Origin of the sequence: Aurantibacillus circumpalustris (assembly GCF_029625215.1) — a bacterium.
Taxonomy (GTDB): Bacteria; Bacteroidota; Bacteroidia; order B-17B0; family Aurantibacillaceae; genus Aurantibacillus; species Aurantibacillus circumpalustris.
The window spans coordinates 4,492,731-4,509,367 of the sequence record NZ_CP121197.1 but is presented as its reverse complement, the minus strand read 5'-3'; the positions used below and the strand labels follow the sequence as shown (position 1 = coordinate 4,509,367).

The 16,637-nt window shown below is 34.8% G+C and carries 11 protein-coding genes and 1 riboswitch; of the genes, 7 read left to right on the top strand and 4 right to left on the bottom strand.

Going from position 1 to position 16,637, the window contains the following annotated elements; all coding sequences use genetic code 11:
* Window positions 1-3: 3 nt before the first annotated feature.
* Together P2086_RS18600 and P2086_RS18595 are read right to left on the bottom strand one after the other, a co-directional pair.
* Window positions 4-3,135 carry a UvrD-helicase domain-containing protein gene (locus tag P2086_RS18600; protein ID WP_317898273.1) on the bottom strand — a complete coding sequence of 1,044 codons (3,132 nt, stop codon included), beginning with the start codon at window positions 3,133-3,135 and terminating at the stop codon, window positions 4-6.
* A gap of 144 nt (window positions 3,136-3,279) precedes the next feature.
* Window positions 3,280-5,337, bottom strand: a complete 2,058-nt coding sequence (locus P2086_RS18595; RefSeq protein WP_317898272.1) for an OmpA family protein — start codon at window positions 5,335-5,337, stop codon at window positions 3,280-3,282.
* Between the two features lie 168 nt (window positions 5,338-5,505).
* On the opposite strand from P2086_RS18595, the gene hemW reads away from it, so the two are divergent.
* On the top strand, window positions 5,506-6,630 hold the full coding sequence (hemW, locus tag P2086_RS18590) for a radical SAM family heme chaperone HemW (protein WP_317898271.1): 1,125 nt from the start codon (window positions 5,506-5,508) through the stop codon (window positions 6,628-6,630).
* Here the strand turns inward: hemW and P2086_RS18585 are convergent.
* Window positions 6,617-7,294 (bottom strand): TrmH family RNA methyltransferase, encoded by a 678-nt coding sequence (locus tag P2086_RS18585; protein ID WP_317898270.1) that lies wholly within the window; start codon window positions 7,292-7,294, stop codon window positions 6,617-6,619. The two genes, hemW and P2086_RS18585, sit on opposite strands and share 14 nt — an antisense overlap.
* Window positions 7,295-7,344: 50 nt before the next feature.
* Window positions 7,345-7,576: riboswitch (cobalamin riboswitch) on the top strand.
* Window positions 7,577-7,625: 49 nt separating this feature from the next.
* On the opposite strand from P2086_RS18585, the gene P2086_RS18580 reads away from it, so the two are divergent.
* Genes P2086_RS18580 through P2086_RS18565 form a run of 4 tightly spaced genes read left to right on the top strand, consistent with a single transcriptional unit; the run spans window position 7,626 to window position 12,810 of the window.
* Complete coding sequence (locus P2086_RS18580; RefSeq protein WP_317898269.1) at window positions 7,626-9,581, top strand: TonB-dependent receptor plug domain-containing protein; 1,956 nt, start codon at window positions 7,626-7,628, stop codon at window positions 9,579-9,581.
* Between the two features lie 3 nt (window positions 9,582-9,584).
* A complete protein-coding gene (locus P2086_RS18575) occupies window positions 9,585-10,583 on the top strand; it encodes a T9SS type A sorting domain-containing protein (protein WP_317898268.1) in 999 nt (332 codons plus the stop codon).
* A 57-nt stretch (window positions 10,584-10,640) separates the two neighbouring features.
* Entirely contained in the window at window positions 10,641-11,666 is a 1,026-nt protein-coding gene (locus P2086_RS18570) for a YncE family protein (RefSeq protein ID WP_317898267.1), read from the top strand.
* A gap of 19 nt (window positions 11,667-11,685) precedes the next feature.
* Window positions 11,686-12,810 carry a glycosyltransferase gene (locus tag P2086_RS18565; protein WP_317898266.1) on the top strand — a complete coding sequence of 375 codons (1,125 nt, stop codon included), beginning with the start codon at window positions 11,686-11,688 and terminating at the stop codon, window positions 12,808-12,810.
* Window positions 12,811-13,055: 245 nt separating this feature from the next.
* Here P2086_RS18565 and P2086_RS18560 read toward each other — a convergent pair whose 3' ends face one another.
* Complete coding sequence (locus tag P2086_RS18560; protein ID WP_317898265.1) at window positions 13,056-13,277, bottom strand: CDGSH iron-sulfur domain-containing protein; 222 nt, start codon at window positions 13,275-13,277, stop codon at window positions 13,056-13,058.
* A 716-nt stretch (window positions 13,278-13,993) separates the two neighbouring features.
* Here P2086_RS18560 and P2086_RS18555 point away from each other — a divergent pair.
* Both P2086_RS18555 and P2086_RS18550 read left to right on the top strand, forming a co-directional pair.
* Window positions 13,994-15,223, top strand: coding sequence for an NADP-dependent isocitrate dehydrogenase (locus tag P2086_RS18555; RefSeq protein WP_317898264.1), 1,230 nt, complete (start codon window positions 13,994-13,996; stop codon window positions 15,221-15,223).
* 153 nt (window positions 15,224-15,376) lie between these two features.
* Complete coding sequence (locus P2086_RS18550; protein WP_317898263.1) at window positions 15,377-16,522, top strand: tyrosine-type recombinase/integrase; 1,146 nt, start codon at window positions 15,377-15,379, stop codon at window positions 16,520-16,522.
* Window positions 16,523-16,637: the final 115 nt, after the last annotated feature.

The following is a 16,637-nucleotide window of genomic DNA, read 5'->3' as shown; positions in this document are numbered from 1 at the left end:
AAATTAATTTACTTCAACAACTTTTACTTCATCAACATAAACAAGTAGTTTTTTAATATTTGTGTAACCCATTGTCATAAGTGCCGCTTCGTATTTGTAAAGCTGTTTGAAATATGTTTTGTTATTTTCTTTCCCTGTTTTATAATCTATGAGAATTGTTTCGTTTTCATTAAATACAATTCTATCGGGACGCAATAAGTCTCCAGTTTGAGTAACAAGTTCTGCCTCCAATTTGCAACTGATATTTGGTGCGAAATATGTTGATAATTCAGGGTGCTGAAGAACATCTTTTAATTTTTTATTTAGGTCAGGGATTTCTTCTTTGCTTACTATTCCTTCCAATAAGGCTGATTGTAAGGCGCCAGTTTGATCGTCACTTGTTCTTATTTTTGATAATAACCAGTGAATTAGAAGTCCTTGTTGTTTTGCTTCTTCGTTATGCTCATTATTGTTGAGGTAGGAGGCTTTTATTTGAATGGTATTTTTGTTTGTATTAAAATTTAAAGGCTCAAGAGCAAACTGTGTTAGACTAGATGTTGAGTGTTTAGATTGTTTAGTAAGAGTTGTACCTAACTCATAAATATTTTCGCTTGTATCATCGTTTTGAGAACCTACAAAAGCATATAGCCAATCACTAACGGATTCATGTTTGTTTGTGATGCTTGAAGTGGCAATAATATGAAGTCGTTCTATCGCCCTTGTAAATGCAACATATAAGAGATTAAGATTATCAAGCAGTTGTTCTTGTTTTTCGGTTTCAAATTCAAGTTCAAAACCTGAATCACTAACTTTTTTAGAGAGATTAATCACACCAACCGGTAGTTCTATCTGATCATTTTTTACGTTTACCCAACTATCGTTAGCCTTGTAGATTTGCCAATTACAATAAGGAATAATTACAACGGGGAATTCGAGTCCTTTGCTGGCATGAATGGTCATTATCCTAACTGCATCTGTATTCTCGGGTATAATCATGGAAGCTCTATTGCTAAGGCTTTTCCACCAATCGAAAAACGAAGATATGTTAGAATTCTTTTGCACAAGAAACTCATTTACTTCATCGAGGAAAAACCGAACGTAATGGTAGCCCTTTTTTGTAAGATCAAGAGCGCGAATTATTTCAATGCAATTATCGAACAAGTTATTTAAACTCAAATCGCCTTCACTGAGTTGAATACCTACTTTTTTGAAAATGGAAAAAAGCGAATTGTTTTTTGAAAGTTCAGTGAGATATGTATGATAATCGGCGGCATTAATCTTCTCAATTTGAAACAAGTAGTTCAGCACAGCAGCACCACTAATGGCATCTTGGCGGTTTACTAAATAATTTAAGTAGCTCACAATTGTGTTTATCTCCAAATTGTTTTTGAGTAAAAGTGAATCAGATGACACAACCGGGATTTTTTGTTCCACTAAATAATTAGCAATATTATTGCCATGATAATTTTTGCGGGCAAGTATACAAATGTCTTTATAAGCAAAACCGTCCCTCACTGCTTTTAAAATTTGTTCTTTTATCGTTTCACAATTAAAACTATCCAATTGTTCACGTTCAGTCTTGCCATAATGAATACTGATATAACCTTCACCGGGATTTTTTATAAGTTGTAATTGATCTTTATAAATAGTTTGAGATTCTTCTGAAAGAAGTTTATTGCTTAAAGACTCAAAAAAAGCATTATTAAATTCTACAATGGTTTTTAAACTCCTAAAGTTTGTGTTCAATACTTTACCTGAATAATTTCTTTCTAAGGCCTGAGCACGTTCATCAATGTTATAGTTATTGTCTTTGTTTTCAACATCTGGCAGAGATGCAAATTGTTTTACGTTAGCGTTTCTCCATCGGTAAATGCTCTGTTTTCCATCGCCAACAATTAAATTGAACCAACCATTAGAAAGTGAATTATCAAGTAATGGTAAAATATTATGCCATTGCAAACTACTGGTATCTTGAAACTCATCTAATAGATAATGCTGGTAACGTTCTCCTAACCGCTCATAAATAAAAGGAGTAGGTTCATTATTTATAATCTCAAATATTTTGTGGTTGAATTCACTTATAAATACCAAACGTTCTTCTTGTTTTTGTTCAAGACTTATTTCTTCAATTTTTTTGAGCAGCATGAGTGGGTACATTTGCTTGCTTAATAATTCGCATAAAGAAAAATATGTATAGTTTTCACTAATAAAATTGAGAAGACTTTTAGCAAGTGTGTTTAATTCGTTTGTAATACTGTCAAGAATAGATTTATTTGATCCATCCGTGTTAGACCATTTATTATTTGTGACAGCATCAATAATGCGGCCTTTTATGGTGCTTTCTAAATTAACAGAGTTATCTATACATTTTTTGAAGAAACTTTGTGGACCCGCTGCTTTGTGGTAAAAATCCGAATCATTCAATTTGTTTTTTCGAATAAGTTCTAATGCTTTTTTTGCTTCCGTTTTTAGAGTTGTTTTATAATGTTTCGTAAAGTCCAGAAATTGTTTACGAAATGCTTCCAATTCATCTGAAGAAAATTGTTTTAGCTTTTCGATGTATTCACCTGAATTTTCTTTTTGTAAGAGTTTTGCGAATTCTTGTATTTGAGTTTCTGGATCCCAGGCAGCATTGTCCTCAGCTTTATTAAGGGCATAATCTTTAAGGAGTTTGCTTACGTATTCATCTTCGCCTATTTTATTAAATAGAGAAGCGATTACCTTTTCATAAAAACCTTGTGTATCCATTTCAATAGTGAAATTCACTGGGAGTTTGAGGTCATGCGCAAAAGTTTTAACGATTTTGTGGGTGAAGCTATCAATGGTTCCGATAGAAAAATCAGAATAGTGATGCAAGATGTGATTTAATACATAGTTGGAACGTTTTTTTAATTCTTCAGCCGATAATTGAAGTTCATCAGACAGTAATTGCCCAATAAAGGGTAGGCTTTGATTATAAGAGATTTGATTCAAAGCTTCTATCACTCTGCTTTTCATTTCACTGGCAGCTTTATTAGTAAAAGTGACGGCGAGAATGCGTTTGTAATTGTAGCTTAGTTTTTTTTCCTCACATAAAGCCAATCGTAAGTATTCTTTGACGAGCGTAAAAGTTTTACCGCTCCCCGCGCTTGATTTATATACTACAAAGTTTTCCAATGACTAAATTGCTTTTGTTTTACGGATTAAATTTGGTTTAACTTTTCAATCTTTCCAATAACCAGAATAGAAGACAAAGCTAGTTCTACTAAAATAAAAAAGGCTACAGATTCTGTAGCCTTTTGTTATCAAATATTATGAATACTATTCTTCATCCTCATCCTCATCATCTGTTGCTTTCTTTGGCTTAACAGGATTCTTTGAAGCGTTAGGATCAACAAAATCGAAACTTAGAATTTTAAATGATGTTCTTCTGTTCTTAGCATGTAAAGCCTCTTTTCCTTCTTTAGAAGGCTCTTTAGCAATAACTGCATCAGCAATAATTGGCTGTGTTAAACCATAACCTTTAGCAATTAAACGCTTAGGGTTAATTCCTTTTTCCTTTACCAGAAAATCAACACATGATTGAGCACGAGCAGCAGAAAGTGTCATGTTACTAACGGCGCTACCACGTGTATCGGTGTGTGAGTTTAACTCAACAACTGTGGAAGGATTATCAGTCATTAGATCAAATAAATAATTTAAAGAGTCCTTCGAGTCAGCAAGTAATTTGTAATCACCAAGTTCGTAACGTACTTCTGGCATGCGAGGATTAGGAACGATTGGTTTTACAGCAAAATCAGCAGAAAAGTCCTGAGACTGATCTAAACCAACTGTAGTGAAAACACGTAAATCCTTACTTGATAAATAACCATCTTTCGAATAAGAAGGTGATTTAGACGATTTACTTGTTTCAGTGGAAACACTATAAGTTGTTCTTTCTTTTAATTTGAATGCATAAGCACCGTCTTTTCCTGTCATGGCCTCAGTAATAGAACCATCGCTTCCAACCATTTTTACCTTAACAGCTTCAACAGTTTCTGCCTTACCTTTTCCTGTGTTAGGATCTCCTTCACTGAATACATTACCTTTTGCATTAAAAACTAATGGTGGTAAGCTGAAACTCCAGATATCATCATCACCTTTTCCGCCTTCACGATTACTAGTGAAATAACCTCTGTTTTTTCTACCTTCAAATACGATTCCAAAATCATCATAAGAAGAGTTAATTGGGTATTTTAGGTTTTCTACTGGTTTACTAGTTTTTCCATCAGGACCAATTTCTGCAAGGAAAATATCTAAACCACCTAAACCTGGGTGGAAATCTGAAGAGAAATATAATTTTTTTCCATCATCAGTAAGCGCAGGATAAACTTCCATACCTTCTGTATTTACAGTTGGACCAGCGTTTTTAGGTTGTCCCCAAGAGTTACTTCTTGGATCATATGTGCAACTCCAAATATCAAGTTTACCGTAACCACCTTTTAGGTTGGAAGTAAAATAAAGCGTTTTGTTATCTGCTGATAAAGTTGGATGCGCAAAAGTAATTGTATCATTACTAAAAGGTAAGCGTTCAGGAACACCCCATGTACTACCTTGTTTTTTAGCCATAAATAAACCACATTGGTTCTCCATGCCCTTTTCTTCAGGACAACGTGTAAAGAAAATCATATCACCTTTTTTGCTCACCCAAGCTCTACCTTCATTCACGTCGGTTGAAACTGAAGGAGGTAATAAAACTGGTGTTGACCATTTTCCGTTTTTATCTAATTTTGATTCCCAAAGATCTCCTTTTGGATAACCAGTGTTTGCATCCTGACTTCCCAAAGCCCCTTCTCTGTTAGAAGAAATAACGATGGTTTTGTATTTTTTATCGCTAAAACAAGGTGCGTAATCTCTATTTTTAGAGTTCACCAAAGAAATATTTTCTGTTTTGTAGCGCATTGGATTATCCATCCACTGCTGCGCTAATTCACATGATTTTACGCCAAGATCGGCTTTTTTAGAATCACCGCCCTTAGATTTGTAGTTTTTGAACTCCACTATAGCCTCAGGATATTTTTGAAGATTTTTGAGAATCTGAGCAAGTTGAAAATAAACATTTGGATCATCGAAACCAGCAGCAATCGACTTATTGTAATAGGCCTCTGCGGCTCTGTAATCATTGATACGTTGGCTGCAAAGTCCAGATCTATATAGTACTAGCCCTTTCTTAGCTTTATCTACAGAACTATATGCGTTTTTGTATAGTTGAGCTGCCAAATAGTACTGCCTAGCGTCAAAAGCCTCATCGGCTTTTACTAAGGCTTTTTGCGAAAATCCTGATACACAGAAAGTTAAAACAGCTACAGCTGCTAAAGTAAGCTTGGTAATGTTTTTCATACTTTAAATAAAGTTTAGTCGGCTGCTAAAATAATGATAATTTTTAAATAGTTTCAAAAAAATGTAGTTTTTATTCGTTTTTTTAAGTGCTACAGCGAAATTCATTGATTTAAGGTAAATAAAGGGAATCTTTCCCTTCAATCCTTTAATTCTCTGTATTTTTAATGCGTGTCTGGCGTTTATATTCATATACCTTTTTGTAAAAAAGCATGCAGTTACTGCGACTTTTTTTTTAGCACCAATTTATCTTCAAAAGAGAACCTGGTTAAAGCTTTAAATAAGGAGATTAATTTAAGAAGTGATTATTTAAGCAACAAAAACTTGGATAGTATCTATTTTGGTGGGGGAACGCCTAGTTTGCTTTCGCATGAGGAGTTAAGGACTGTTTTAGAAACATTGAAATCTCATTTTACCTTTGGAAAGAATATTGAAATTACCTTAGAAGTTAATCCAGATGATATCACCACAAAATCCTTAAGAGATTGGTTTCAACTTGGGTTCAATCGACTCAGTATAGGTTTACAAAGTTTTGATGACGAAGAGTTAAAATGGATGAACAGGGCGCACACTGCTACTGAATCTTTAGCTTCGGTGAAACTTGCACAAGATGCAGGATTTAATAATCTCACTATTGATCTAATTTATGGTAGTAAATTTCAATCATTAAAGACCTGGGAAAAAACACTGACAACTGCGATGTCCTTGGAAACTCAGCACATTTCTTCTTACAATCTTACTATTGAAAATAAAACTGCTTTAGGAGTAAATTTTAATAAAGGGATAGAACCACCAGTAAGTGACGATCTTAGTAGTAAACAATTTATTATGATGGCTGATGCTTTTGAGGATGCGGGTTTTGTGCATTATGAGATCTCTAATTTTGGGAAGCCTAATTTTTTCGCCAAGCACAATAGCAATTATTGGTTGCAACAGGCGTATTTGGGAATAGGCCCTTCAGCGCATTCTTTTAACGGTAATTCAAGGCAATGGAATGTGAGTAATAATTCGAGTTATATTAAATCTTTGGATACTGATCAATCGTTTTTTGAAAAAGAAGAGCTTTCGGTCAATAATCGTTATAACGAATATGTACTAACACGTTTGAGAACCATTTGGGGATGTGATTTAAACGAAATCAAAGCGCAATTTGGAGAAGTTATCGCAAAGCACTTTAAAAATGGAATCCTTGTTAAGAAAAATTTTCTGATAGAAAAGAATAAAGTTTTTACACTTACTAAAAGCGCAAAACTGCAAGCCGATGGTATTGCTTCTGATCTTTTTATTTTGGATTGAGGTAGTTTTCTATAAGCGCTTCACTTTTTTCAACACTGTTTTTTAACCAATCAAAATAAACATCTAATTTTTCTTGTTCACTTAAAAGATAACTGGGAACCTCTTTTCTTATTCGCGTTGTAAGTTCGTACATACAAAGAGCAGCACAAACACTTACATTAAAACTTTCGGTAAAACCATACATTGGAATTTTTACAAATTCGTCAGCGTGCTCAAAAACGTCTTGCGAAATGCCATCTATTTCTGTGCCAAAAACAAGGGCTAGTTTTTTATCTACCGGAAGTTTATCAATCGTACAATCATTTTTATGAGGACTTGTAGCTACTATACGATAACCTAAACTTTTTAAATGTTTGATTGCTTCTACCGTGTTATTATCTGACTTGTTGTGGCGGTGTATGTTCAACCAATTGCTACTACCCATAGCCACATCGTCGCTTATTTTTAACTGATTTCTGTTTTCGATAAAATGTACATGTTGAATTCCGAAACTCTCACAACTTCGGAGCACAGCACTGGCATTATGTCCTTGATATACGTTTTCGAGCACAACACGCAGATGTTGTGTTCGCATGGCAATAACTTCATCAAACCTAATTTTTCTTTTTTCGGAAATAAACGAGCTTAGGTAATTAATCAATTCTATTTTCTGAGGATTATCCATAACGATTTGGTGCAAAGAAAAATAAATTCTTTCAAATGAACAGTATTTTTTATATTTGTAATGTATCAGGTTCTTTTTTAATCCTTTCGGTTATATAAAACTGTGGGCTGAAAAAAAGAATAATAGGGAATAGCGTGAAATTCGCTAATAGTGCCCGCTGCTGTGAGTCCTTTTAATACCGATAACTATCGGGACTTAAACAATCGATTGCCACTGTTATAATACGGGAAGGCGTTTAAGTCAAGGATAAGTCAGAAGACCTGCCTGCTACACAATGTTAAAAAACCTTCGGGATGTGGGGTTTAAGACGTGTAAAAATTAATTCAATAAATTGATTTTAAATTTAGATAAGCGCTTTGCTTGTGTATTAACCTATTTGGTTAAACCTATACTGTTTTGTTGTTTTATAACGAGCAGTATTTGTTATGCCCAAGACACGATTTCTTTGAATGATGTGGAAATAAGCGCAAAAAAAATTGACTTGTCACAAATTGGGAAAAAGCTAGAGAAAACAGATACAGTCGTAAAAGAACAATTTAAATACAGTTCCGTTGCAGATATACTGAATTACAATTCTTCTATTTTTATTAAAAATTATGGACCTGGTTCCATTGCAACCACTGCACTGAGGGGAGGTAACGCTTCTCAGACTGCCGTTTTATGGAATGGATTTAATTTGCAGAATGCTATGCTTGGCCAATCAGATTTGTCTTTAATGCCTTCTATTCTTTTTGAATCTATAGGAGTTGAGTATGGCGGTTCATCCTCTCTTTGGGGAAGCGGCGCTATGGGAGGGAGTATACATTTAAATAATGCTTTACGGTTTAATCAGGGATTATCATGCGCTATAAACGTTGGTGTTGCTAGTTTTGGAACACTGAATAGTTCCGCGAGTGTTTTATTGAGTAAACGTAGTTTTGCTTCTTCCACAAAAGTTTACCTGAATAGATCTCAAAATAATTTTAATTACAAAGATACTCTTGACAAAGAAAATCAAATTAAACATTTAAGGAATTCTGAGTTTAATTTTAAAGGACTGATGCAGGAATTTAAATTTCTTATCAACTCTAAACAAATTATTTCTGTCAACGCATGGCTCTCCGATAATCAAAGGCATCTACCAAATTACCCCAATAATATAAGTAGTAAGACTTATCAACGGGACAACGGAATTCGCATAACGGCTAGCTGGAGCTATATGGTAACAAAATTTAAGTCCTTGCTAAGAGCCGGGTACTTTGTAGATAATATTAATTACACTGACAGTCTTATCAATTTGTTTTCAAAAAGTTCGGTTAAGACAACGATGTTCGAAAATGAAAACTATTTCATGGCTCATAAGAACTATCATTTAAATGTTGCCATAAATATTCTTTCTAGTTCAGCAAATACAGAAAATTATAGCGCCGCTAAAACACTAAGTAGAGCCTCACTATTAATTGGCAACAAATTTATGTTTTTTAAGGATCGGTTAATAAGTTACGTGTCAGCGCGAGTCGAGTACTTTAGTGCTGGCACGTTGCCATTTACTGGGAACGTTTCGTTGGAATATAAACTTACAAAACACATTACTGCAAAAATAAATACTGCAAAAGTATACAGACAGCCAACATTGAATGAATTATACTGGCTGCCCGGAGGGAATCCAAATCTTAAGCCTGAAGAAGGCTATACCTATGAAGGAGAAATAAATTACACAAAACAAATTAAGCAGTTTACTTTTTTTGTTTCGGGATCAGCGTATAACCGAAAAATTGATAACTGGATACTTTGGGTTCCGGGAGCAGGTGGAAATCCATCGCCTTTAAATATTCAAAAAGTTTGGAGTAGGGGAACGGAAACAAGTTGGAAGTTTAACTATCGCAAAAATAAATTTCGGATGGGAACAGGTGTTATTACAGCTTACGTATTATCTACCGTTGAATCAAATTCTCAACAAAATGATAATACGGTAAATAAGCAACTTATTTATACACCACGTTATACCGTAAATGGAAATATAGCATTGGGTTATGCAGGAACGGATTTAATTTTTTATCATCAATATGCAGGCTATCGTTTTACAACAAGCGATAATTTAAATTGGTTAAACCCTTATCATACTTCTTCCTTACGATTAACGAATAAACTTATGTTAAAAGAAGTCGATTTAACGGTGTTTGCTGCCTGCAACAATCTTTTTAATTCAGATTATACTGTTCTTGCAGGGAGACCAATGCCATTGCGCAGTTACGAATTAGGTATCAGTATTAAAGTAAAACAGAAAAATAAAATAACTAATAATTAAAACATGAAAAAAACGATTACAATCATTTCACTTGCTTTAACGGGTGTCGGATTCAACGCACAAACTGTAGCTGATTTCGAAAATTTAACTTTAGGTACAGATACTTTTTATGAAAATCACAACGGAGATTCATGGGTAGTAACGAACGCAACATTTCGTTATGCTTGGGATACTACCTATAATCTTTGGGACGCAGGATTTGCTTACACGAATAAGAACAACATCACTGACGGAACCTACAATAATTTGTACGGCGCTATAACCGGAAAAGGTTATAATAATTCAAATAAGTATGTAACGGCATCACAAGGATATTTTGGAGGACAAATGCGGGTAAAACTGTCAGCTTCAGAAAAATCTGTGCTTGGGTTTTTTGTTACTAATTCAACGTATGGTTATAAAACAATGTTGAATGGTGGAGGTCCTGCCAGGGCCTTTGGTGACACGCTTCACACGCATTCAGGATTGCAGCCTGGAAATTATCCGGATTGGTTTAAGCTCACAGTTTACGCTTATAAAAATGGAACAAAAAAAACGGACACGGTTGAGTTTTATTTAGCGGATTATCGATTCTCAAATAACTCGCAAGATTACATTGTGAATGCTTGGACCTGGGTTGATTGCAGTACCCTAGGGAATGTGGATAGTGTATCCTTTAAGCTATACTCATCAGATATTGGCATTTACGGAATCAATAATCCAACTTATTTCTGTTTAGATAATTTTTCCACTTCTTCTTCGATTGTTACGGGTTTAACAGAAGGTTCATCTGATAACGGTTTGCAAGTGTATCCAAATCCTTTTAATTCTATGATAACAGTTCAAGGACAGTCGCCGTTAGCACGAATTACTATTAAAGACATGGCTGGTAAAATTGTTCATGATGAAACAATGCAGAATACAAGTTCACAAATAAACCTTAACGATTTACAGTCGGGAATTTATTTACTCCAAATGCGTTCTGAGACTAATTCAACCGTTAAAAAAATAATTAAAAACTAAATGAATAAAGAAAGGAGTTAGAGGGATATTCTAACTCTACTTTTAATAGATAACACCATGAAAAATAATTTTTTTATTCTCGTTTTAGTTTTGTTTTTAGCGTCATGCGTAAAAGACAAACCGGAAACTCTTGTCCAACCGCCTGTTCAGTTAACAAATTCTAAAAAAGTATACATTGTAAACGAAGGACCTTTTCAGAACGGAAACGGCAGCATTTCATTGTACGATAGTGGGAGCAATGAAGTAGTTGAGAATTTTTATGAAACACAGAATCAATCACAGCTTGGCAACATTGCACAAAGCCTGAATTATTTTAATGGCAGTTATTACATCGTTGTAAATAATTCCAAAAAGATTATTGTATGTGATAAGGAATTCAAGAAAAAAACTGAAATCACAGGGCTCAACTCACCGCGTTATATTTTGCCGATTACCAATCAAAAAGCATACGTGAGCGATTTGTATGCAAACTCTATTAGTATCATTAATCTAAATACAAATGCAATAACGGGAAGTATACCTTGTTCGGGAAAAACAGAAAAGATGACACTATTATACAACAAAGCCTATATAACGAATACAGACCGTGACCATGTATATGTTGTGAATGTTTTAAGTGATAAAATTGAAGATAGTGTGTTTGTCGGAGCTGGTGCATCAAGTGTGGCGTTAGATGCAAATGATCAGGTGTGGGTGCTTGCTTCAGGAAATTATGGCATTTCTTCCGGAAGATTATCGAAAATCAATCCGGCAACAAATAAAGTGGACTTCTTTGTAAATTTTGAATTAACAGATTCGCCTTTTAATTTGTGTTTGAACGCAAAGAAAGACACTTTGTATTTTTTAAATAAATCCGTTTATAGAATGTCTGTTAAGGAAATGAGTTTGCCCGCTAGTCATTTTATAGCGAGCGGAACAAAAAACTTTTACGGACTTGGCGTAAATCCAAACGACTACAGTATTTATGTTTCCGATGCTTTGGATTACTCTCAACGTTCGCAGATCTATATATATCATGCAGACGGAAGTCCAAAACATAATTTTAAAGCAGGAATTATTTCGAATAGTTTTTATTTCGAATAAAATTGGCATCTTTGAATGATTGAGTAATTCTTTAAATATTGTTTCTTTCGATGTCCCCTTTCCCGCTAATTATGGCGGTGTTATTGATGTGTTTTACAAACTTTATTGGTTAAAAAAGGCTGGTGTTAAAATTCATCTTCATTGTTTTACTTATGGGCGAAATCCGTCAAAGGAATTAGAGGACTTATGTGAAAAGGTTTACTATTACGAACGAAAAACCGGAGTGCTGAATAATTTGTCTTTACTTCCATACACAGTAAAATCAAGGCAATCTGCAGAACTAGAAAAAAATTTACTCTGTAATGATTTTCCAATTCTTTTTGAAGTATTGCATACCTGTTATTTATTAAATGATGAACGCTTTAAAAATCGAAAGAAGATTTACCGTCACAGTAATATTGAACACGATTATTACAATGAGCTCTCAAAAACTGAAAAACGTTTCGCGAAAAGAATCTACCTTAGAATTGAAGCATGGAAACTAAAGCGTTTTGAAAGCATTGTAGCATATGCAGATTTAATTCTTGCTGTGAATCAAAAAGATACTACTTATTTCCATAAAAAATATCCAGCTGTAAAGTCTGTTTATTTGGCAAGTTTTCATCCAAATTCAAGTTTAACTATTAAACCGGGAAAGGGAGATTATATTCTTTTTCATGGAAATTTAAGTGTTTCAGAAAATTATGAGGCAGCGGTATGGTTGATTAAACATGTCTTTTCAAAAATAAATTTTCCCGTTGTCATTGCTGGTTTAAATCCGCCTGAATTCTTGATTCAATTGGTAAAAGAGCATTCAAATATAAAATTAAGAGTGAGTCCTAATGAAGAAGAAATGACACAGTTGTTGCGTAATTCACAAATTCATGTGTTGTATACCGCGCAACCAACAGGATTGAAATTAAAATTATTAAATGTGTTGTTTAAAGGACGTTTTGTGATTTGCAACACCCACATGATTTCTGGAACGGGGATAAAAGAAAATAAAACTTTAAGGCTTGCCGATTCGGCAGAAAACTTTATTCAGTCAATTAATGAATCTATGCATAAGGATTTTACGGATGAATTGTGTCATGAAAGAAAAAGTTTAATTGAGAATTTTGATAATACTTTGAATGCAAAGAAACTGATTGAGGAAGTTTTTTAGAACCCGCTTTTTTAACCACAGAGCGCACAAAGTGTTACACAAAGGGCACAAAGAATTTTGAGTTTTTTTGTATTTCTTAGTGCCTACTTTGTGTTCTTCGTGATTTGTCTTCTTATAACCACAAAGCGTACAAAGTGTTATACAAAGGACACAAAGATTATTAATTTTCCATAGTGTTTATTCGTGTGCTCTGTTTTTTTATCCATAGAGCGTTAAAATGTAGAAAGACACAACTAAGTCAAATTTTATTTTTTTGGAGGTAATGCAAATGCAACCGCGTCGTGCTCAAAGTGTCCATTATGAGAACCATCGCAAAATGGTTTGTTTTTTGAAAGTCCGCAGCGGCATAAAGAAACTATTTCGCGCCCTGCTAAATCGTATGCTGCGCCGCTTTTGTCTACAATTTCAAAATCTCCTTCTAAACGGATAGAGCCGTTGTTATTTACTGTTATTTTAGTTTTTGACATGGTTGTTTTTTTAAGTGTTGGCTAAAGTAGTTAAATATGGGGCGCTTTGAAAGTGTTTATATTCTTTTAATCACAAAGGGTTTTGATTTCCTCAGTGTTTCTTTGTGTCTTCTTTGTGTTCTTCGTGGTTTCTGTACTTTTAACCACAAAGGGCACGAAGTGTTGCACAAAGGACACAAAGAGTTGGCGGTTTGTTGTAGTCTGTTTAACCACAGAGTCTGTGGAGTTCGGCGCAGAATATCGCTGAGGTTTTACAACAGGAATAAAAATAGCAGAATTCGCGCCAGGGACCACAGCGGCATCCCCGCGAAGACTTGGCTTAAAGCGGCTGTTTGGCAGGGCAAAAGGCTTGTAGACTTTTGAGCCAGCTGGTGCGTACGTGTCCCGAAGGGCAAAGACCCCGCACAAACATAGCCGCTTTTAGCTAAGGCAAATGGGATAAAGCAGGACAAAAGTTCAGTGAACTTTTGGGCCAGATCGTGCGCTGGCTTTTAAGACCGAAGCGAAACGCAGACGAGATTTAACTAAAGGCGTTTTCAGCTTCATGGGCAAGCGCCCAAAAAATGTAGTATGTGAAGCCATTCTTGCTTAAATTCAAGAATTCTGTGTCATCAGGTCTTCGTTAAATCTTATAAAAACCCTGCCAAAAACTTGCCTGTTCAACTAGCTTTCCTAAATTTGTGCTCTATTTAAAAAAATCTTAAAACGCCTTAAAAATGAGCAAAATTAAAGTAGCTAACCCCGTTGTAGAACTTGATGGGGATGAAATGACCCGTATTATTTGGAAATTCATAAAAGACAAATTGATTGTTCCATATTTAGATTTGGATATTAAATATTATGACCTGGGTGTTGAACACCGTGATGCTACCGGAGATCAAGTAACGATTGACGCTGCAGAGGCTATTAAAAAATATCAAGTGGGTATTAAGTGTGCTACGATTACTCCTGACGAGGCGCGTGTAAAAGAATTTAATTTAAAACAAATGTGGAAATCACCAAACGGAACCATCCGTAATATTTTAGATGGTACTGTTTTTCGTGAGCCAATCGTTTGTAAAAACGTCCCACGTTTGGTAACAAACTGGACGGCGCCAATTATTGTTGGTCGTCACGCGTTTGGAGATCAATACCGTGCTACAGATTTCGTCGTTCCAGGAAAAGGAAAATTAACGATGAAATTTGAAGGTGAAGATGGAACGGTGATTGAGCATGAAATTTTTAAATTTCCAGGAGCAGGTGTTGCAATGGGCATGTACAATTTAGAATCATCGATTCGCGGATTTGCGCACTCGTGTTTTAATGTGGCCTTAACAAAAAAGTGGCCTTTGTATTTGTCAACTAAGAACACCATTTTAAAAAAATACGATGGTCGTTTTAAAGATATTTTCGAAGAAATTTATCAAGCAGATTACAAATCAAAATTCGAAGCTGCTGGAATTGTATACGAACACCGTTTGATCGACGACATGGTTGCTTCGGCATTAAAGTGGAATGGAAATTTTGTGTGGGCTTGTAAAAATTACGATGGCGACGTACAATCGGATACAGTAGCACAAGGATTTGGTTCATTAGGATTAATGACTTCTGTATTAATTACTCCGGATGGAAAAGTAATGGAAGCAGAAGCGGCGCATGGCACGGTAACACGTCACTATCGTGATCACCAAGCTGGTAAGCCAACTTCTACTAATCCAATTGCATCTATTTTTGCTTGGACTAGAGGTTTAGAGTTCCGTGGTAAATTAGATGGAAATAAAGATTTGGTTAACTTCTGTCAAACATTAGAAAAAGTTTGTGTTGAAACTGTTGAAAGTGGAAAAATGACAAAAGATCTAGCAGTGTGTGCATTTGGAAACAATGTAAAACATGGCGAACACTTTTTATATACAGAAGAATTTTTAGAAGCTTTAGATACTAATTTGAAAAAAGCTTTGGGCGAGTAATTTTTATTCAGGATATAATTTAAGAACCCTTTCTAGAACTAGAAGGGTTTTTTTGTTGATAGTTTTTCGCAGAACTTTTGTGAGAACATGATTTCGATTTAACTTGCTACAAAGTATAGCAAGTTATGTGTTTTTTTAGAGGTAATTTTGTTTGTGGAAACTACCCAAACCATAAAGCTGAGCAAATTAATTCACCGTGAAAAGGAAATTATTTCTTTACACTTTACTTATAATGCTGAATTGCAGCAATGTGTTAAATCGCTTATTGGTTATAAATGGAGTCACACACACAAGGCCTGGTATTTCGAGAATAGACCTGGGATTTTAAGTGAATTATTCAACGCGTTTAAGGGGAAAGCTTGGTTGGATTATTCGACTGTTAAAAATAATAGCACGGCTTTGGTGCTTGGTTCTGCGAGGATAACAGAACATCCTTCTTCCAGATTAGGTTTATTAAACGAAAGGCAAAAAGCCAAAGTGACTGAGTTTAAAAAATGGATGTTGTCGAAACGCTATAGTAAAAATACGGTACACACCTATACGGATGCTTTAACTACTTTTTTAAGATATCACAGTACAAAAAACACAGAGAATCTGAATAACCATGACCTAATTGATTTTAATAACCACTATATTTTGGCTAACAAATTTTCGGCATCTTACCAGAATCAGGTTGTGAGCGCTATAAAATTATTTTTCAGAAAAGTTGAAAACAAAAAACTAGACCCGGAATTAATAGACAGGCCAAAACGGCCTAAATTATTACCGAACATATTAAGTAAGGAGGAAGTAAAAGAATTGCTTGAAAAGACTAGTAATCTGAAGCATAAAGCCATGTTGAGTTTAATTTACGCTTGTGGTTTACGATGCGGAGAGTTGTTGAGATTAAAGCCAGAACATTTAGATTGTAATCGAAATTTATTAATTATAAAGCAGTCGAAAGGAAGGAAAGACAGAATTACTCCATTAAGTTCAAAGATTTTAGTGCTTTTGAAAGAGTATAATAAGATACACGAACCTAGGCTTTATTTATTTGAGGGACAAAAACCCGGTGGTATGTATGACGAGAGGAGTTTACAGCAGGTTTTAAAAACTAATTTATTAAAAACGAGCATTAAAAAGCCAGTAACCTTACATTGGCTGAGACACAGCTATGCTACTCATTTATTAGAAAACGGCACTGATTTAAGATATATACAAGAATTACTGGGGCATAGCAGTAGTAGAACCACCGAGATATATACCCATGTGAGTACTAAAAGTTTACAAACGATAACTTCGCCATTTGATTATTTATAGAAATAGTTATACATTTAAAAAACCGCTACCGAGTAGCGGTTATCTGCGTACCATATGCAAGATAACCGAATGTTTGTAGCGGGTATAAGGTAGTTATAAGCAACCAGCCGGACAA

What these genes read in the sequence shown, in the direction of transcription:
- P2086_RS18595 (WP_317898272.1), bottom strand. Translation starts at nt 5,337, where the DNA reads ATGAAAAACATTACCAAGCTTACTTTAGCAGCTGTAGCTGTTTTAACT.
- P2086_RS18555 (WP_317898264.1), top strand. Translation starts at nt 13,994, where the DNA reads ATGAGCAAAATTAAAGTAGCTAACCCCGTTGTAGAACTTGATGGGGAT.
- P2086_RS18570 (WP_317898267.1), top strand. Translation starts at nt 10,641, where the DNA reads ATGAAAAATAATTTTTTTATTCTCGTTTTAGTTTTGTTTTTAGCGTCA.
- P2086_RS18560 (WP_317898265.1), bottom strand. Translation starts at nt 13,277, where the DNA reads ATGTCAAAAACTAAAATAACAGTAAATAACAACGGCTCTATCCGTTTA.
- P2086_RS18575 (WP_317898268.1), top strand. Translation starts at nt 9,585, where the DNA reads ATGAAAAAAACGATTACAATCATTTCACTTGCTTTAACGGGTGTCGGA.
- P2086_RS18585 (WP_317898270.1), bottom strand. Translation starts at nt 7,294, where the DNA reads ATGGATAATCCTCAGAAAATAGAATTGATTAATTACCTAAGCTCGTTT.